Source organism: Pyramidobacter sp. YE332, from assembly GCF_033060595.1.
GTDB lineage: Bacteria > Synergistota > Synergistia > Synergistales > Dethiosulfovibrionaceae > Pyramidobacter.
The window spans coordinates 466,166-483,462 of sequence record NZ_CP133038.1; the positions used below are offsets into that span (position 1 = coordinate 466,166).

Below are 17,297 nucleotides of genomic sequence, written 5' to 3' on the forward strand. Positions count from 1 at the left end.
ATGTCTGCGATCCTTGAAGTCGTCGATCTGAGAAAGTATTTCGAGACGCCCCGCGGTCTGCTGCACGCCGTGGACGGCGTGTCCTTTGCCATCGAACGGGGCAAGACTCTCGGCGTCGTGGGCGAATCGGGCTGCGGCAAATCCACGTTGGGGCGTACCGTGATCCATTTGCAGGAACCGACATCCGGCACGATCGTCTTTGAAGGGCGGGACATCAGCCGCGTTGACGAACATCGGCTCAAAGATCTGCGCGAAGACATGCAGATGATTTTTCAGGATCCCTTTTCGTCGTTGAACCCGCGCATGTCCGTCGGCCAGCTGATCGCCGAGCCTCTGCTGATCTATAAGAAACACGGAACTGAGCGCGAACTGGCGCGTCACGTCGCCCGACTGATGGATACCGTCGGCCTGGCGCGCCGTCTGGCGAACTCGTATCCCCACGAGCTCGACGGCGGACGCCGGCAGCGCATCGGAGTCGCCCGCGCCCTGGCGCTGGAACCGAAGTTCATCGTCTGCGACGAGCCCGTGTCGGCGTTGGACGTGTCCATTCAGGCGCAGATCATCAACCTGATGCAGGATCTTCAGGAAGCCATGAACCTCACCTATATGTTCATCACCCACGACATGTCGGTGGTCCGCCATGTTTCCGACGATATCATGGTCATGTATCTGGGCAGCATGGTGGAGTTTGCCGATTCGGAAGAAATGTTCAACGTCCGTCTGCATCCCTACACGCAGGCCTTGCTGGCCGCCGTCCCCATACCGGTGATCGGAGCGAAGAAGGAGCGCTCGTTGCTGAAAGGCGAGATCACCTCGCCTGTCGGGCTCGGCGACGGATGTCGTTTTGCGAAACGCTGTCCTCATGCCGAGGATCGCTGCTTTCGGGAAACGCCCAGGCTCGACGAGCTCCGCCCGCGCCACTTTGTCGCCTGCCACCGGGCGCGGCAAATCAATCGGCTGAGTTTAGACAAGCGTTTGGAGCTTAGACCGGAAAGGCTGGACTTTTCGTAAAACTTTGTAAATAACTGTTGGGATGGCGTAAACGTGACCGTTTGCGCCATCCCAACAGTTTTAAGGCGTGCTTTATGCGTGCCGGCAGAATGCCCGGATTACGAGCGTCAATAGTTAAGCGTGGAATCCATCTCGTATTCCCATTTTTCAGTAAAAACGTATTGATTGCTCACCCACACGGCTTTCCCCTGGTTGTCGGAGAAGAAACGACGAACTCTTAGAACCGGCGTGTGTTCAGCGACCTGCAAATAATCCGTGATCTTTTTAGGCGGGATACGAACGGCAAGTTTCTCGTGAACGCGGCAGATCATGGTGTTGAATTTAGAGGTCAGCATCTCCTTCATGGAGATAAAATCTCCTGCCGCTTTGAAAATGGAGAGGTCAAAACGCTGCGGAAGATAATGTTCAAAGACGAAGACGGGGGTTTCTTCGATACATTGGCTGCGGATCAAATAAGTCGTTTGCTCCTTTTTGCCCAAATTCAGGAAGGTTTGGATGTCCCGATCGTGCGGGACCTTCAGGGAGATCTCCAGCGTTTGGGTTGAAAGCCGGTCCCAATACTGCTCATACACGTTCACAAAGCCTGTGGCGGTAAACCAAGGGTGCGTGCGCACCTGCTTGGTGACAAAAGTCCCCTTGCCTTGGAGGCGGAGAACGAGCCCTTCGTTTTCGAGCGCCCCCAGAGCCTGTCGTACCGGGGCGCGGCTGGTGCCGTAAATTTTCTCGAGATCGGCCTCCGTCGGCAGCATTGCCCCCGGCTTATAGAGTCCTTCGCAGATCTTGTACTGTAAATCGCGATAAATTTGATAATAAAGAGGTATAGTCATTTCATTGTCTCCAGAAGTGTGCGATAGTTTCCCCTCTCATTATCGATTTTTGAAATAATAAGTCGGGGCCTCAACTGACGTGTCGCTGTTCAGTGATAATGTCATGCTGTTTCTTTATTGATTCGGGTCGAACTCAAGACGCTGCGAGGAAAATCCACAAAGCGAACGGCGCAGCTCGCTTCGCGGGGTTCCCGCGCGGCCCTCAGCGCTGCGTCCGGTCCAGTTCGGTCCAGCCGAAATCCGCCGCTTCGGGCTGCCAGCGCAGCAACAGCGAGGAATCGGCAAGGTGCACGACGGCCCAGCACGGCGCGACGAAACAGAGTTGGGCGTTTCCGGGCAGATCGGGCCGGGCCGCGCGCAGAGACTTCTCCAGCGCCGCGCGGTTCAGGCGGTCATTCCATCGTGGTTCGGGAGCCATCAGGCGCATCCGCGCCGCCAGTTCGGCGGAATCGCGCGTCACTTTGCCGCTGCGGGCGACGACGCCCCAGAGGACGACGGTGCAGACGACGAGCGCCAGCGCGGCCGCGAGCGCCATGACCTTCGCCGACGGGCCGAGAGGATTGGGCTTCATTTAACTGACCGTCTTGCCGCGCAGCTGGCCGCAGGCGGCGTCGATGTCGGTCCCATGCTCCTTGCGCACTTCGCACTCCACGTTCAGCTCTTTGAGGATCTTCATGAACGGCGCGATGCGGCTGGCCGAAGGGCGGGCGAATCTCGTGCCGGCCACGGGGTTGTAGGGGATCAGGTTCACGTAGACCTGCAGGTTCGAGAACAGCGTCGCCAGCTCGTAAGCGCAGTCCGGCGTGTCGTTGACGTTCTTGAGCATGACGTACTCGATGGTGAGGCGCACGCCGGTCTTCTGCTGCCAGTATTCGAGCGCGCTGAACACGGCGCCGAGCGGGAAGCGCTCGTTCACGGGCATGATGCGCGATCTCAGCTCGTTGTTGGGCGCGTGCAGCGACAGGCACAGGTAGATGTCCAGCCCTTCGTCGGCGAGGCGGCGGATGCCCTCGGGGATGCCGGACGTGGAGATGGTGACGTGCCGCACGCTCAAGCCCCGCATCTTCGGCTCGAGGAACATGCGCACGGCTTTGACGACGTTCTCGTAATTGAGCAGCGGCTCGCCCATGCCCATGAAGACGACGTTGTTGATATCGTGCCCGACGTCGGACTCCATGGCGGCGAAATGCGAGACGATCTCGCCGGCGCTGAGGTTGCGCCTGAAGCCCTGCTGCCCCGTGGCGCAGAACTCGCAGCGCAGCGGACAGCCGACCTGCGAGGAGATGCAAGCCGTGTAGTGGTTGCCGTGGTCCATCAGCACCGACTCGACGTACTCGCCGTCGTCGAGCCGCCATAAGTACTTGCGCGTGCCGTCGGCGGCCGTCTGCCGCTTGGCCAGTTTCGGCAGCCGGATCTCCAGCAGCTCGGGCAGACGCTCGCGCAGCGCTTTGGACAGGTTGGTCATGGCGCCGAAGCTGAAAACTTTCTTCTTGTAGATCCACTGGCACAGCTGATCGGCCGTGTAGCGCGGCATGTCCAGCTCTTCCTGCACGAAACGCTCCCAGTCGGCCAGCGTCATCTCGAAAGCGCTGCGCTTCGCCGCGGCTTCGGGCGCGTTCGTCACGTTCAGTTCGTCGTTTTCCATTTTCTTTCCCTTTTCCTTTCATGAAGGCCGGCGCTTCCCCAAACGGCAAAGCGCCGCCCGGCCTTTCGATTACGAAAAGCATAACAGTTTTATTCCCCGCTGACAAGGCCGCCGTTCGGCGCGCAAAGAAAAAGACGCCCGAGGGCGTCCTCTCGCTCTATTGCCCCGCGTCGATCCGTTCCATGGCCGTCAGGACTTTTTCGAGGCGAGGCCCGATAGGCACGCGCAGGCGCGCCGCGTTGCGCCCCGCAAAGCCTTCGCAGGAGACGGCACGCACGCCGCGGCGGGCGAACTCGCGCGCCAGGTCGACGTTCGAGTCGGCGTGGACGACCATGCAGATCGCCACGCTGTCGGTCGTATGCGCGAAAGAAAGATGCCGCCACGGCCGCATCAGGCTTTTTTTCGCGGCGGCGGTGCGGGCGCGCAGCTCGTCCAGGAACTCCGGTTCGCTCAACGCGGCGGCGGCCACGCGGCGCGAGAGCGACGACACGGCATAGGGATTGGAAAGGGTGTTCGCCGCCGCGGCCAGCTTGGGAGGCAGGAGCAGGTAGCCGGCGCGCAGCCCCGCCAGCCCGAATCCCTTGGAGAAGGAACGGGCGACGAGCAGGTTGTCGTACGCGTCGAACAGGCTCACGGCCGAACGCCCGCGCGGCACGTAATCGCCGTAGGCTTCATCGACGAGCACACAGACGTTCGCCTCCCGCGCCGCGGCGAGGATCTCCTCGAGCGCGGCGGGCGGGACCGCCTGTCCCGTCGGATTGTTGGGATTGTCGAACGCCGCCAGCTTGAAGCGCGGCGACAGCGCCGCCGCAAAACGCGCGGCGCTGAAACGGTAATCCTCCTCCGCTTTCAGCGGCACCGTCTCAAAAAAGCCGCCGTGCAGACGCACGTCGGCGCCGTACTCGAAAAACAGCGAAGCGCCGCCCAGCACGCGGTCGCCCGGTTCCAGAAACAGCCGGTTGACGAGATACAGACTGCTGACGGAGCCTTCGGTGAGGACGATGTTCTCGTTTCCCAGCGCGGCATGATCCTTCCAATAGGCGGCGATCGCCTCCTTCAGTCCGTTGGCGTGGGGATACGGCGCGCACATGTTGAAATCGAGCGCCGCGAAGGCTCGGCGCGCCGCCGGCGAAGCCAGTTCGACGTTAACGCCTTCGCCGCAGTCCACTTCGCAGGGCGGCGTTTCCGTTCCGAGCGCGTAGCTGACGCGGGGCTGGTTTCTGACGGCGCGGGTGATGCGATATTCCATGGCGTCCTCCTGAAAAACGTTGATGTGCACATTATAGTACGGCGCCGACGGAAATCAAAAACGTTCCGCCGGATCATACGTGACCGCCAGCGGAACGTTCAATACCCATTTCTCGGGCAAAAAGCCGGACACGAGGGCGCTGCGAGGGAGATTCACAAAGAGAGCCGCGCGGACCGCGCGGCAGTCGAGGTAGTTCTGGGCGAGTGAACTTCCTCGCAGCACCCGGAAAACTATGTTGACGCTTTCTATCAAGAATCAGTATGAGAGGAGAACGGCCGTGCTATAATAAATAAAATGTTTCTGCAGAGATATGACTGAAAGGAACGCCGCCATGACCGCCGACGAATTGACAAGACTTTCGCTAAAAGCAAGGGCCGCGGTCGAGCGCGCTTGGAACACGGCCCGCTCGCATTTTCCGCCGCAGCTGATCTGCGATCGTCCCGGCTCCACGCTCGCCGTTTCGCTTACAGGCGCGAAGTGCGCTCTCAACTGCGCTCACTGCGGTGGGCACTACCTCGAGGGGATGACTCCAATTGAAAAAATTGAAGCGGCTCTCGCGACGGGGCGCTATACCAGCTGTCTCCTTTCGGGCGGATGCACGCCGGCCGGCAAGGTTGAAGTCGCCCGCCAGGAAAAACTCGTAATGCGGCTTAAGAGCCGCGGGCTGAAAATCAACGTGCACGCCGGCCTCATCAGCCAGGCCGAGATCGACGTTTTAGCGCCGCTCGCCGATCGGATCTCATTCGATATGGTGACTGACGATCGGACTATCCGTGATGTATTTGGTCTGACGCGTACCGGAGATGATTATATTGATACTTATCGCCGGCTGCGCGCCGCTGGAGCCCGGGTCGTCCCTCACATTTGCGTCGGCCTCTGGGGCGGTCAGGTGCGTGGCGAGTACGACGCGCTGCGCGTGCTCGCCGAACTTGGCGCTGACGCGCTGGTCTTTATCGTTCTCATACCGACCCCCGGCACGGCTTTTGCCGACCGCCAGCCGCCTCCGCTTGAGGATGTCGCGAACGTCTTTGCCCGCGCGCGGGAACTGTTCCCGCGCCAATCGATCAATCTTGGATGCATGCGTCCGGCAGGACGCTACAGAGCCGAACTTGACACGCTTGCCGTCGCCAGCGGTCTCAACCGTCTTGTGAATCCCACGCCGCCGGCGCTGCGCCTGGCGCGCTCGCTCGGCCTTAAGCTCATTGACCGGAAGGAGTGCTGCGTATTGTGAAGATACGTCTGTCAATCGGCACCGCGGCTGCCCTTGGTCTTGCGCGTCTTAAATCCGACGCGCTTCCCACCACAGCGTATCTGATGGATACGGGCGGCAGATGCGCGCACAATTGCGCGTTCTGCGCTCAGGCGCGAGAGGCCGAAACTGGAGAAGATCATCTCTCAAGGGTTATCTGGCCGGTTTATGACTTAGGAGACGTTCTCAGCGGCCTTATCACCGCCGCTCGAGGCGGGACTATTCGCCGTGCGTGTATTCAGGTTACCCTGAACGCCGGTTCCTTTGAGCGCACCCTCGTTATTCTCAAAGCCGTGACGAACGCAGTATCGCTCCCCGTCAGCGTCTCGACCAATATCACCTCCGCCAGCCAGGTCGATCGACTGATGGGAAGCGGGGCGGCGCGAGTAAGCATTGCGCTTGACGCCGCTACTCAATCCCTTCATGATCAGGTGAAAGGCACGGGCTACGCTCGCAAGGTCCAACTCCTGACCGAGTGCGCGAGGCGCTACCCCGGCCGAATCACCACGCACTTCATCGTCGGTCTTGGAGAGTCGGAGGAAGACGTGATCGCCGCGATACAAAACATGCACGACCTGAATGTCACCGTGGGGCTTTTCGCCTTCACGCCTCTGCGCGGCACGCGCATGGCGAAGTGCCCGCCCCCCGAGGCCGGACGCTACCGTCGCGTTCAGCTGGCAAACTGGTTGATCAAAACGAAACGTCGGCGCGTTTCCGACATGTCTTTTTCGAATGGGCGACTCTCTGGCATTGACGGAGACATAAAAGAACTGCTGTCAGTCCTATCCTCCGGCGAAGCGTTTGAGACGGCGGGATGCCGCGACTGCAACCGTCCTTACTACAACGAAAATCCCGGACACGGCGTGATGTACAACTACCCTCGCCCGCTGAAAAACTCAGAGGTCATCCAGGCCTTGAAAGAAACGCATTTATTTGCTCAGACAGACCTGAACGATCTGACGCCCGTCACCGGCAAGGAAACAAGGAGGTGCCCTCATGAAATGGCGATTCATTGATACCGAAATCCATTCGGGCGCGTGGAACATGGCGATCGACGAGGCCGTTATGACCTGTTGCGCCGCCGGACGCGTGCCGCCGACTCTTCGTTTTTACCGTTGGGGGCCTCCTGCGCTCACGCTGGGGTATTTTCAAAAGGCCGAACGCGACGTGAACTTCGACGCCTGCGCTCATCTCGGCATCGACGTCGTGCGCCGTCTCACCGGCGGCCGCGCCGTTCTTCACGATCAAGAATTGACCTACAGCATCGTTATGCCTCATGAGGGGTGCCCGTTGCCCGACAGCATCACTGACTCGTATCGCGTGCTCTCCAGAGGACTGGCCGAAGGCTTTCGGATACTCGATTTGCCCGTAACGATGAGTCATCCGGCGCCGAGAAGCGGTAAACCGGGAAGTTCCGCGGCCTGCTTCGACGCCCTTTCGGTCTGGGAGCTTGAAGCGGACGGCAAAAAAATTGTTGGGAGCGCCCAAGCCCGTCGCTTTGGCTCCGTACTCCAGCATGGTTCAGTGCTCAACGACCTGAATCCGGAGATGCTTTTTGCAACCATGAAGGACGAAAACCCTCGGAGATTGGAACGGGCCAAGGCGACGTTTCTTGAAAAAGCGACGAGTATACGCCATCTCACTGGCCGCCCGCTTCCGTGGAACGAGCTCTTTGACGCGTTCAAAGAAGGCTTCTTCATCGCGTTGGAGCGCGATCTGGACGCTCATTTCGTGGAAGACGACTTGACTGACGACGAGCTTTCGTTGGCGGAGGACCTGATCGAAAATAAATACGCGACGCGCGATTGGAACCATCGCCGCTAAACGCATGAAGCGCCGCATTCCCCAACGCAGGGAATGCGGCGCTTCATGCGTATCAGATCCAGTTCAGTTGAAATGCAGGTGCAGCGCGCTTTGATACTATTTCTTGATCGAAAAAGCCGAACACGAGGGCGCTGCGCGGCAGTTCCGAGCGGCTGAACTCCCTCGCAGCGCCTAAAAACCCATCCTAACACTTTCTATCAGGAATCAGCGTTATGTACAGAAATTTATTTTTGAAATGATGATTGACCTTTTAGCTCAAATGAGACTATAATGAGACAAAATTTTCTGTCGCAAGGAGTCCGCCATGAAAACTTACGAGGTGAAGATGGGTCGCGGCGTGCAGCGCTGGCAGAGCCCGTATGACTATATCGTCCCGCAGCCGCGCGGCCGCGGCCTGTGCGGCGCGTCGTGCTCCGTCGAGGAGGCGCTTGACCGCCCCATCGGTTCTCCCTCGCTGGAAGAACTGGCGAAAGACTCCCGCCGCATCGCCATCGTCGTGCCCGACGTCACGCGCGGCTGGTGCCGCGCCCCCGAGATGAACGCGGCGGTAAGAAAACGCCTTGCCGTCAACAAATCGGCCGAGGTGACGTGGATCGTCGCCACGGGACAGCACCGCGCCGTGGAAGAGCGGGACAAAGAACTGGTCTTCGGCGGCGCGATGATGTCCGGCGACCGCTGGCTCAGCCACGACTGCGAAGACGTCGTGGACACGGGGCTGGTCACGCCGCTGGGCACGCCGGTCACGCTCGATCCGGCCTTCGTCGCCGCCGATCTGGCGGTGCTGGTGGGCGGCATCACGTTCCACGACATGGCCGGCTTTTCGGGCGGGCGCAAGATGATCATGCCCGGCGTTTCCGGACGCCTTTCGATCGTCAAAAATCACAACCACTGTCTCAAAGACGGCGGACTGAATCCCGCCACCGACAGCGGCCTGCTGGAACACAACCCGATGGCGCAGGATCAGCGCGCTTACGCCGATCTGGCGCTGCGCGGCAAAAAATGCTTCGTCCTCAACACGATCGCCGACAGCGTGGGCGAGCCGGCGGCGTGGGTGGCGGGCGACATCTGGCAGGCGTGGGAGGCGGGCTGCCAGACGAGCCGTTCCTTCGCCTCGCTGTGGATCCCGCGCCGGGCGGCGCGCGCCGTCTCTTCCTGCGGCGGCTTTCCGCTGGATCTCGATCTTTACCAGGCCACCAAGGCGCTGTTTTCGCCGCTGGCGGCCCTGGAGCCCGGGGCGCCGATCGTGCTGGTCGCCGATCTGGAAGACAGCCTCGGCCCCGGCGATTTCGAGGCCTCGCTGCGCAGTTCGCTGCACGACGCGTCGGCCTTTATGCGCCACATGGAAACGGCGTTCACGATCCCCGGCTACATCGCCCTGCGCACCGTGCTGGAAATGCGGGGACGCCCCGCGGCTCTGGTGACTTCGCGCGAGAACGTGCCTTTTCCCGGGCAGGTTTTCCGCGACATGCAGTCGGCCGAAAGGTGGCTGCAGGAACAGTCGGGAATGAACGGCCTGTCGATCCTGGTCCCCAGCGGCAACGCCGTCCACGTCCTCGCCGCGGAATAAGCGCGGGAACGACGAGTGCGGATGACTGGCGCACGATCCAGCCATCCGCACTCGTTTTTTGCTGACGGGGCGCGCCGTGTCCCGGGGACGGGGCGGCGCTCATGCGCTCTTTACGGGGCGCGCTTTTTCGACAGGCGTCCGGGCGCCGGGCCTCCGCCGCCGGTTTCACTGGCCGCCGGTCGGCGTTCGTTCGGCGGCGATCTTCGCTTCGGCGAAGCGGAGCGCGGCGGCGTAGCTTTCCCGATCGGGACAATAGACGCGCATCAACGTGCCGCGTTTCCCCTTGAGCAGGAGGACGCGCAGGGAACGCAGCTCGGCGGCGCGGGTGACGTCGCCCCAGCCGACGTGTTTTTCGACGCTGCGCGCGGAGAACGGCGGCGGCTCGATCGGATAGCAGAGGCAGTGGAGCGCTTTGCGCGACAGCGCTTTGGGATAGCACTTGAGGTTGTCGCAGTGCGCCCCTGTGCGGTCGAAGCGGTAGAGCGCGGCGTAGCGGTTGCGCATGACGAGAAAACAGACGACCGCGTAGAAGATCGCGAGCAGGACGCAGAAGTCGAAGGCGACGATGGCGCCGCTCCATACGTGGGCGGCGGTAACGAATCCGTCGAAGTAAAACTGCGCGGCAAGCAGCACCAGCCAGGCGAGCAGGAAGGCGACCACGAGGATCGAAGCGAAGTCGAGCAGGATCAGCGGATTGGAACCGACCGGCACGCCGACGCGCCAGCTCAGCTCCGGTTCCTGCCGTTTCGTGACGGGAGAAGGCATTTTTTTATTGAGCCCCTTTTTCTGAAAGATAAACCCCCGCGCGGCAAAAAATCCTGCCGCGGGGGCTTTTTTGTCAAGCGTCCACGGGCACTGTAATGCTATTTCTCAATTAATAAGGATGGGCGCCCTGCAAACTCTGTTAATGCTTTTTGTCAAAAATAGTATAACACAGCCGCCCGTCCCTTTCCACGCAAGAGCGTCGCCCGGCAAAAGGAAGCCGGATTTTTTCGCTTTTTCAAAGAACGGGCAAAATAAATCAGGTAAGGTCAATGCCTTAAATCGCAAAATTTGCGCGAGCGCTTCCTTTTTGAGGAAAGTCCGTACGTCGGGAACGGCCGGAGCCGACGGATGGGGGCGCTGCCGAGCGGCGAATGTGGTATGATAAATTGCCTCCGCGTGGGGGCGCAAATTCTTTTACAGAGGAAACGGAACTTTGATCATGGGCAGACACTATCTTGCGGTCCTGACGGCCGTCGTTTTTTGGGGAGCTTCGTTCATTGTCACGGCGATCGCCTACCGGACCATCGCGCCGCTGCAGCTGGGGCTGGTGCGCTCCGCGCTGGCGGCGCTGCTTTTTGCCGGTTGCAGGGCTGTGACGGGCGGCCGGCGAACAAGGATCTGCCGGCAATCGCTCTGAGCGGTTTTTTCGGCGTGACGCTCTATTTCTCCTTTCAGAATCTGGGGCTCGACATGACCTCGTCGTCGCACGCGGCGCTGATCGTGGCTTCCTATCCGGCGATCACGGTGCTGATGGAGTGCGCCGCGCGCCGAAGGATGCCGCCGCTGCGTCAGGTCGTCGGGATCCTCGTCGCCATCGCGGGAGTGGCGCTGCTGACGGGCGCGGCGGTGTCGCGGGGCCCGCGGGAGGCTCTGGGCAACTGGCTGCTGATCTCCACGGGCATCGCCTGGGGATTCTACAATCTGATCACTCAGAAGGTGGCGGTTCGCTATCCTGCGTCGATGCTGACGGCCTGGCAGATGCTCTTCGGCGCGCTCTTTTTCGTGCCGTTCGCCGCGTTCGAGGGGCGTCCCTGGATCATGCCGACGGTCTCGTCGGGGGCGGCGATCCTCTTTCTGGGCGTGTGCTGTTCGCTGCTGTCTTATCTGTTCTACAATTATTCGCTGACGGGGCTTTCGGCGTCTGCGGCGGCGGCGCTGCTGAATCTGGTGCCGGTGGTGGGCATCGTCTGTTCCTGCCTGGTGCTTCATGAAGCGGTTTCCGCGCGGCAGATCCTCGGCGGGCTGGTGATCGTCGCCGGGGTGTGGCTCAGTTCCGCCGCGGCGAAATCTACAGGCTGAAGCGGCGGTCAAGGGGGAGAGGGAAATGGTTGTAACCGTACGGGACATTCTCAACATGCCCGAGTTCAAGGGCTTTCGCCTGCTGGGCGGAGCCGGCGGGCTGGGGCGCGAGGTGCTGCGCACGACGGTGGGCGACGCGCCGGACTGCTATAAATGGTCGCAGGGCGGCGAGTTCGTGATCACCTCGGGCTATCCGTTCCGCGATCCGGAAAACGTGGAACAGCTGATCCGCGGTTGCTGCGAGTCCGGCACGGCGGCCCTGGGCATCAAACTGGGGCGTTACATCGACAGGCTGCCGCCGCAGGCGCTGGCATTGGCCGATAAAATCGGTTATCCGCTGATCTCCATCCCGCTGGAAATGCCCTTCGCCGAGATCCTCCATCCCGTACAGTCGCGCGTCATCAGCGATCAGGCGCATCTGCTCCGCTATTCAAGCACCGTGCAGAAGGCCTTTTTCGACCTGAACGTGCAGTGCGCGAGCCTCGAGGATCTGCTGGAAACGCTGCGCAATTTCACTCATCTCAACCTGGCGCTGCGCTGTACGGAAAGTTCTTTCGACCGTCTCTGCGCCGACGCAGGCCCTTTCCGGGAAGCGCTGGCGTCGCTGCCGCTGCCGGAAGTGCTGAAGCGCTATCCGTGGGAGAAAATCGCCCTCTGCGGCGAGTCCGCTTCCGCCTGGCTCGTTTTCGACGCGGAGCCGTCCCGGCTGCGCGAGTCCTGGAACGAGATCCCCATCACCCAGGCCAAGGGCGCGCTGCTGCTGTTCTTCCAGCGCTGGAGCTCGGGCGCGCAGGTGGAGCGGCGTTACCGCAACGAGTTCGTCATGGACATCCTCATGAACAACCTGCGCCTCAAGGACGAAGTGTGGAACCGCGCCCGTTCGTTCGGCTGGGATCTGGGCGGCGCCAAGAAAGTCGTGGTCTGCGACATCGACGACTACAAGAACCGCCTCACCCGCGCCATGGCCGCCGGGCAGGGGCCGGCCGTCCTCGAAGAGTCGAAGGGGCGCATCTTCGCCGTCTGCCGCGAGTTCATCGGCCGCATGGAAAAGCACGTGCCCTACGCGGAGATGAGCGACTCGGCCGCGTTTATCCTTTCCTCGCGGGGAATCTTCGAGGAAGAGCAGCGCCAGTTGGAATGCATTTTGACGCCGATGATGGAGCAGATCGCCGCGCAGACGGGCTTTTCCGTCACCGTGGGCGTCAGCGGCCGCTGCGGCGACGTGTTTCTCTGCTGGAAGGGCTACAATCAGGCGCGCACGGCGCTGGAGCTGACGCGGCGGACGGCCGGCGGCAACCGCATCGCCTGGTGGAACCGTATGGGAGCGCCGCGCGTGCTCTGTACGACGCTTCAGAATCCGGCGGCGCGGGAATTCGTCGAGGCGCAGCTGGGGCCGCTGCTGCGCTGCGACGCAGAAAAAAAGGAAGACACGCTGCGGCGCACGCTGGAAACGATGATCGCCTGCAACTGGAGCGTGAAGAAGAGCGCCGCGGCGCTGGGGCTTCATTACAATACGCTCAAATACCGATGGGGAAAGATCTGCTCCCTGCTGAGCGAGGATTTTTCCAGCAGCGAAAGCCGTTTCTGCGCGGAACTGGCGCTGAAGATGAAACAGATGGACGATTTTAGTGAAGAATCTTTGTCTGATAAGTTCATTTAGACGAGAATCACTGTTTCGGGAACGGAATATTAAAATTTCATGATCGTTTTTCGTCGTGAAATAACGATGAAAAGAAAAACAAGAATTTGGATAATGGTCTCGGCGCTCGAAAGTCATGCTTTCGCGGCGCGGAGATCATTTTTATTCTTTAATGGGGAGGTCTTGTGATGCCGCAGGAAGTTTTTCAGGTTGCAAACAACGCGGTGGTGTGGTTCCTCTGCTTTATCGTCGTAGCGGTGGCGCTGATCCAGTCGCTGCTCTACATCCGTCTGTCGCTGAAGGCGGCCGACGCGATCGGTTTCGAGCGGCGCAACGTGTACAAGGGGTTGTGGACGGGCGCGGTCTCGTCGGTGGGGCCGTCGTTCGCGGTGTTCCTCGTCATGGTCGGCCTGATCAGCGCCGTGGGCGCGCCGATCGCATGGCTGCGCTGTTCGATCATCGGCTCGGCGCCGATCGAGATGACGGGGGCGATGCTGGGCGCTCAGGCGTACGGCGTCGAACTCAACTCGGCCCAATACGATCTCAACGCGCTGGCCGCCTCGTGGTGGACGATGTCGGTGAACGGCATCGGCTGGCTGATCGTGGCCGCGGTGCTGACGCCCCATCTGGAAAAGGTGCGCGCCAAGTTTGGCGGCGGCGACGCCCGCTGGCTGGTGCTCATCGCCGTGGCGGCGACGACCGGCTGTTACGGCTACCTCAGCGCCGACACGATCGGCAAGGCGCTGCGCAATTACCGCAAGGCGCTCGCCGCGGGCGGCTCGGGCACGACGCCGCTGCAGCCGATGATCGCCACGATTGCGGCCGGCATCGCCATGGCGATCCTGATCCGCGTCTCGAAAAAACGTCCCAAGCTGCGCGAGTACAATCTCGGTCTGGCCATGCTGGCCGGCATGATCGTGGCTACGTTCTTTTAATCGCAGGAAGAGAGGGGAAAACTCATGTCTGACAAACTTTCGGCTTTCGGCGGCGTGTGGAACCGTCCGGCCCGCGGCATCGGCGTGACGACGCTGTGGATCGTGATCGTGGCCTGCTTCTTCCCGAACCTGTATCTCTATCTCGTTCACGGCGCGTGGCCCGGCTGGGGCGCGGCGTTCCAGGCCTGGCTGATGATCGTCTCGATCTGCGGCGCCGTGTACTTCATCGAACCGATCTCCTACTTCCCTGTGCTTGGCGAAGTGGGCATCTACATCGCCTTCCTGACGGGCAACATCGGCAATCTGCGCGTGCCCTGCTCGGCGGCGGCGCAGGAAGCTGTCGGCACCGAGAGCGGTTCGCCCGAGGCGTTGATCGTCTCCACCGTGGGGCTGACGGGCTCGGTGGTCGTCAACCTGTTCTTCGTCACGCTGGCGGCGGTGGCGGGCGCTTCGGTGCTCTCCGTGCTGCCCGCGGGCATCGTCTCGGCGTTCAAGAGCTGCGCCGTGCCGGCGGTCTTCGGCGCCATGTTCGTTTCCTGCGTCATTAAGGAACCGCTGCTGGCCGTTCCCGGCATCGGCATCCCCGGGCTGCTTTTCGCCAGCGGCAGGCCGGCGCTGCAACATCCGGCCACGCTGATCCTCGGTGCGGTGTTCGGCACGATCATCACGGCGCGGGTGCTTTACAAAGCCGGCATCATCAAGAAGTAAATTTGCCGTTCCGCCTGTCCGTCCCGGGCAGGCGGAATTTCATGAAAACAAAGGAGAGTACGCAATGGACACTGTTTTGAACGAGGCTCAGGCGCTCCAGGAGCGGATCCGCGGCTGGCGGCGCGAGCTCCACGCCTTCCCCGAAGTCGGGCTGGAGACGCCGTGGACCGAGGACTATCTCTGCCGCCAGCTCGACGCCATGGGGGCCGAATACCGCCGCGGCGTGGGCGGGCACGGCGTCGCCGCCGTGGTCAGGGGAGAACTGCCGGGCCGTTGCCTGATGTTCCGCTGCGACTGCGACGGTCTGCCGATCCGCGAGGAGTCGGGCGAATCGTTCTCGTCGCAGAACGAAAACATGCACGCCTGCGGGCACGACGCCCACAGCGCCATGGGGCTGGGCGCCGTCAAACTGCTGCTGGCGCGCCGGCGCAAACTGAACGGCGCGGTCAAGGTGCTGTTCCAGCCCGCCGAAGAGATCGGCGCGGGCGCGAAGGCGATGATGGCCGGCGGCTGCCTTGAAGATCCAACGCCCGACGCGGCGTTTGCGATCCACGTGTCGATGGGATCGGGCGAAAACAAAAAAGCCGGTTCCTTCCATTTTATCAAAGGCGCGGCGCTGGCCTGCATGGACAAGTTCGAGATCGATCTGACGGGCAAGGGCAGCCACGGCGCCATCCCCGAGATGTCGCGCGATCCCGTCGTGGCGGCGGAACGGATCGTCACCGGAGTGCAGACCATCGTCAGCCGCAACGCCTGCCCGATGTGCCCCTCGGTCGTCTCCGTGTGCCAGTTCGAGGCCGGCGAGACGTCCAACGTCATCCCCGAGACGGCCCGTCTGGTGGGCACGGCGCGCACGCTGTGGCCGCAGACGCGCGACCTGATCGAGCGGCGCTTGGGCGAGATCGCCCGCCTGACGGCGGAGAGCATGGGCGTGAAAGCCGGCGTGAAATACACGCGCGGCGCGCCGCCCTTGCTGAACGACGAAAAGGTGATCGGCGCGGCGCAAAAGACGGCGGCGGCCCTGTTCGGCGGCGAAAACGCGCTGTTCGTGAACGAGCCGATGCTGGCCGGCGACGATTTCGCCTTTTACACGGAACATGTTCCCGGCGCCATGGCGTTCCTCGTCGTGCCGCCGCCCGACGGACCCGCGTACAACATGCACAACTGCCATTTCCGCATCGACGACCGCTGGCTGTGGCGCGGCACGGCGCTGTTCGCGGCGCTGGCGCTCGAGTGGCTTGCGAAGGAGGGCGAATGACATGAAAACGATCCTTGACGAAGCGAAAGAGCTCAGTTCCCAGATCGTCGCCTGGCGGCGCGAGCTGCACCAGTTCCCCGAGCTGGGGCTGGAAACTCCCCAGACCGAAGCCTACATCTGCGCGGCGCTCGATTCGCTCGGCGTGCCGTACCGCAAAGGCGTGGGCGGTCACGGCGTCGTCGCCCTGATCGAAGGGCGTCCCGGCAAGTGCTTCACCTGGCGCGCCGACTGCGACGGCCTGCCTGTCGTGGAACAGACGCCGGTGGACTACGCCTCGAAAAACGGCTGCATGCACGCCTGCGGCCACGACACGCACGCCGCCATGGCGCTGGGCGCGGCATCCCTGCTGATGAAACACAAAGACGAACTGAACGGCACGGTGAAGATCCTCTTCCAGCCCGGCGAGGAGACCGGCAACGGCGCCAACGCCATGATCGCCGACGGCTGCCTCGAGAATCCGCACACCGATTTCATCGTCGGCCTTCACGCCGGTTCCATCGCGCCGCACGACTGGCCGGCGGGCACGTTCGGATTCTATCCCGGCGCGTTCATGTCCTTCCTCGACAGCTGGCAGTGCACCATCACCGGCAAGGGCGGTCACGGCGCCTTCCCGTCGCTGGCCGTCGATCCCGTGCTGATCGCCGCCCGCGTCATCGACGCCTGGCAGAGCCTCGTCAGCCGCGAACAGAGCGCCACGAAGCCGATGGTCCTGTCGGTCTGCAAGGTGCGCACGCCCGGCGCGGCCTTCAACATCATCCCCGACACCTGCGTGATGAACGGTACGGCCCGCGCCCTTTCCGAGGAGGAGCGCTGCCGCATCGAAGAGCGCATGAGGAACATGGCGGAGCTGATCGCCGAGGCGTCGGGCGCCACGGCCGAGCTGGTCTGGACGCGCGGCGCCGCCAATCTGGTCAACGATCCGGCGGCGACCGAAGAAGTCGTCGCCATCGGGCGCGAACTCTTCGGCGACGAAGCCTTCCTGCGCGTGCCGCTGCCCACCACGGGCGGCGAGGATTTCGCCGGCTATCTGCTCAAGGGGCCGGGAACCTTCCTGCTCATGTACACGCCCTCGTCCCACGGCCCCACGCCGCAGCACAGCCCGCGCTTCGAGATCGACGACGGCATCCTCTGGCGCGGCGCCGCCATGGCCGCCGGCAGCGCCATGACGTGGCTGGCGCGCCACGGCCGCTGAGATTCCGCGGCGACAAAAAAACGGTTCTTCGGCATGACGAACGCCGGAGAACCGTTTTTTTTCGAGAACGAATGTTCCACGTGGAACAACCGATCGAGAGCGCAGCGCGGAAGCGCTTTCGGGCGGGGG

General features: G+C 62.2%; 17 protein-coding genes. 12 read left to right on the top strand and 5 right to left on the bottom strand.

The features are described from left to right. Entirely contained in the window at window positions 1-1,011 is a 1,011-nt protein-coding gene (locus RAH42_RS02220; RefSeq protein WP_317539848.1) for an oligopeptide/dipeptide ABC transporter ATP-binding protein, read from the top strand. A gap of 107 nt (window positions 1,012-1,118) precedes the next feature. Here the strand turns inward: RAH42_RS02220 and RAH42_RS02225 are convergent, their stop codons facing one another. The 4 genes from RAH42_RS02225 to RAH42_RS02240 form a co-directional block, all read right to left on the bottom strand. Beyond that, on the bottom strand, window positions 1,119-1,838 hold the full coding sequence (locus RAH42_RS02225) for a GntR family transcriptional regulator (protein WP_317539849.1): 720 nt from the start codon (window positions 1,836-1,838) through the stop codon (window positions 1,119-1,121). A gap of 202 nt (window positions 1,839-2,040) precedes the next feature. Then, window positions 2,041-2,409 (bottom strand): hypothetical protein, encoded by a 369-nt coding sequence (locus RAH42_RS02230; protein WP_120372322.1) that lies wholly within the window; start codon window positions 2,407-2,409, stop codon window positions 2,041-2,043. Beyond that, a complete protein-coding gene (gene rlmN / locus RAH42_RS02235; protein WP_120372321.1) occupies window positions 2,410-3,483 on the bottom strand; it encodes a 23S rRNA (adenine(2503)-C(2))-methyltransferase RlmN in 1,074 nt (357 codons plus the stop codon). 157 nt (window positions 3,484-3,640) lie between these two features. Beyond that, entirely contained in the window at window positions 3,641-4,732 is a 1,092-nt protein-coding gene (locus tag RAH42_RS02240; RefSeq protein ID WP_317539850.1) for an aminotransferase class I/II-fold pyridoxal phosphate-dependent enzyme, read from the bottom strand. A 331-nt stretch (window positions 4,733-5,063) separates the two neighbouring features. On the opposite strand from RAH42_RS02240, the gene RAH42_RS02245 reads away from it, so the two are divergent. The 4 genes from RAH42_RS02245 (at window position 5,064) to RAH42_RS02260 (ending at window position 9,372) form a co-directional block, all read left to right on the top strand. After that, window positions 5,064-5,963, top strand: a complete 900-nt coding sequence (locus tag RAH42_RS02245; protein WP_317539851.1) for a radical SAM protein — start codon at window positions 5,064-5,066, stop codon at window positions 5,961-5,963. Continuing rightward, window positions 5,960-6,997, top strand: a complete 1,038-nt coding sequence (locus RAH42_RS02250; RefSeq protein WP_317539852.1) for a radical SAM protein — start codon at window positions 5,960-5,962, stop codon at window positions 6,995-6,997. The genes RAH42_RS02245 and RAH42_RS02250 overlap by 4 nt, the downstream gene beginning before the upstream one ends. Continuing rightward, complete coding sequence (locus RAH42_RS02255) at window positions 6,978-7,805, top strand: biotin/lipoate A/B protein ligase family protein (RefSeq protein WP_308559512.1); 828 nt, start codon at window positions 6,978-6,980, stop codon at window positions 7,803-7,805. The genes RAH42_RS02250 and RAH42_RS02255 overlap by 20 nt, the downstream gene beginning before the upstream one ends. Window positions 7,806-8,109: 304 nt before the next feature. Next, complete coding sequence (locus tag RAH42_RS02260) at window positions 8,110-9,372, top strand: lactate racemase domain-containing protein (protein WP_120372318.1); 1,263 nt, start codon at window positions 8,110-8,112, stop codon at window positions 9,370-9,372. Between the two features lie 165 nt (window positions 9,373-9,537). On the opposite strand, the gene RAH42_RS02265 is transcribed toward RAH42_RS02260, so the two are convergent. Beyond that, on the bottom strand, window positions 9,538-10,137 hold the full coding sequence (locus tag RAH42_RS02265) for a hypothetical protein (protein WP_078015723.1): 600 nt from the start codon (window positions 10,135-10,137) through the stop codon (window positions 9,538-9,540). Window positions 10,138-10,576: 439 nt separating this feature from the next. On the opposite strand from RAH42_RS02265, the gene RAH42_RS02270 reads away from it, so the two are divergent. The 7 genes from RAH42_RS02270 (at window position 10,577) to RAH42_RS02300 (ending at window position 17,168) form a co-directional block, all read left to right on the top strand. After that, window positions 10,577-10,774 carry an EamA family transporter gene (locus RAH42_RS02270; protein ID WP_317539853.1) on the top strand — a complete coding sequence of 66 codons (198 nt, stop codon included), beginning with the start codon at window positions 10,577-10,579 and terminating at the stop codon, window positions 10,772-10,774. Next, window positions 10,720-11,436, top strand: a complete 717-nt coding sequence (locus RAH42_RS02275; RefSeq protein WP_317539854.1) for a DMT family transporter — start codon at window positions 10,720-10,722, stop codon at window positions 11,434-11,436. Before RAH42_RS02270 ends, RAH42_RS02275 begins: the two co-directional genes overlap by 55 nt. Before the next feature lie 25 nt (window positions 11,437-11,461). After that, window positions 11,462-13,096, top strand: a complete 1,635-nt coding sequence (locus tag RAH42_RS02280) for a PucR family transcriptional regulator ligand-binding domain-containing protein (protein WP_317539855.1) — start codon at window positions 11,462-11,464, stop codon at window positions 13,094-13,096. 167 nt (window positions 13,097-13,263) lie between these two features. Continuing rightward, window positions 13,264-14,010: a DUF5058 family protein gene (locus RAH42_RS02285; protein ID WP_317539856.1), complete on the top strand. Its 747-nt coding sequence runs from the start codon at window positions 13,264-13,266 to the stop codon at window positions 14,008-14,010. Between the two features lie 24 nt (window positions 14,011-14,034). Next, window positions 14,035-14,718, top strand: coding sequence for a hypothetical protein (locus tag RAH42_RS02290; protein WP_317539857.1), 684 nt, complete (start codon window positions 14,035-14,037; stop codon window positions 14,716-14,718). Window positions 14,719-14,782: 64 nt separating this feature from the next. After that, complete coding sequence (locus RAH42_RS02295; RefSeq protein WP_317539858.1) at window positions 14,783-15,976, top strand: M20 family metallopeptidase; 1,194 nt, start codon at window positions 14,783-14,785, stop codon at window positions 15,974-15,976. A 1-nt stretch (window position 15,977) separates the two neighbouring features. Further along, complete coding sequence (locus RAH42_RS02300) at window positions 15,978-17,168, top strand: M20 family metallopeptidase (protein WP_317539859.1); 1,191 nt, start codon at window positions 15,978-15,980, stop codon at window positions 17,166-17,168. Window positions 17,169-17,297 lie beyond the last annotated feature (129 nt).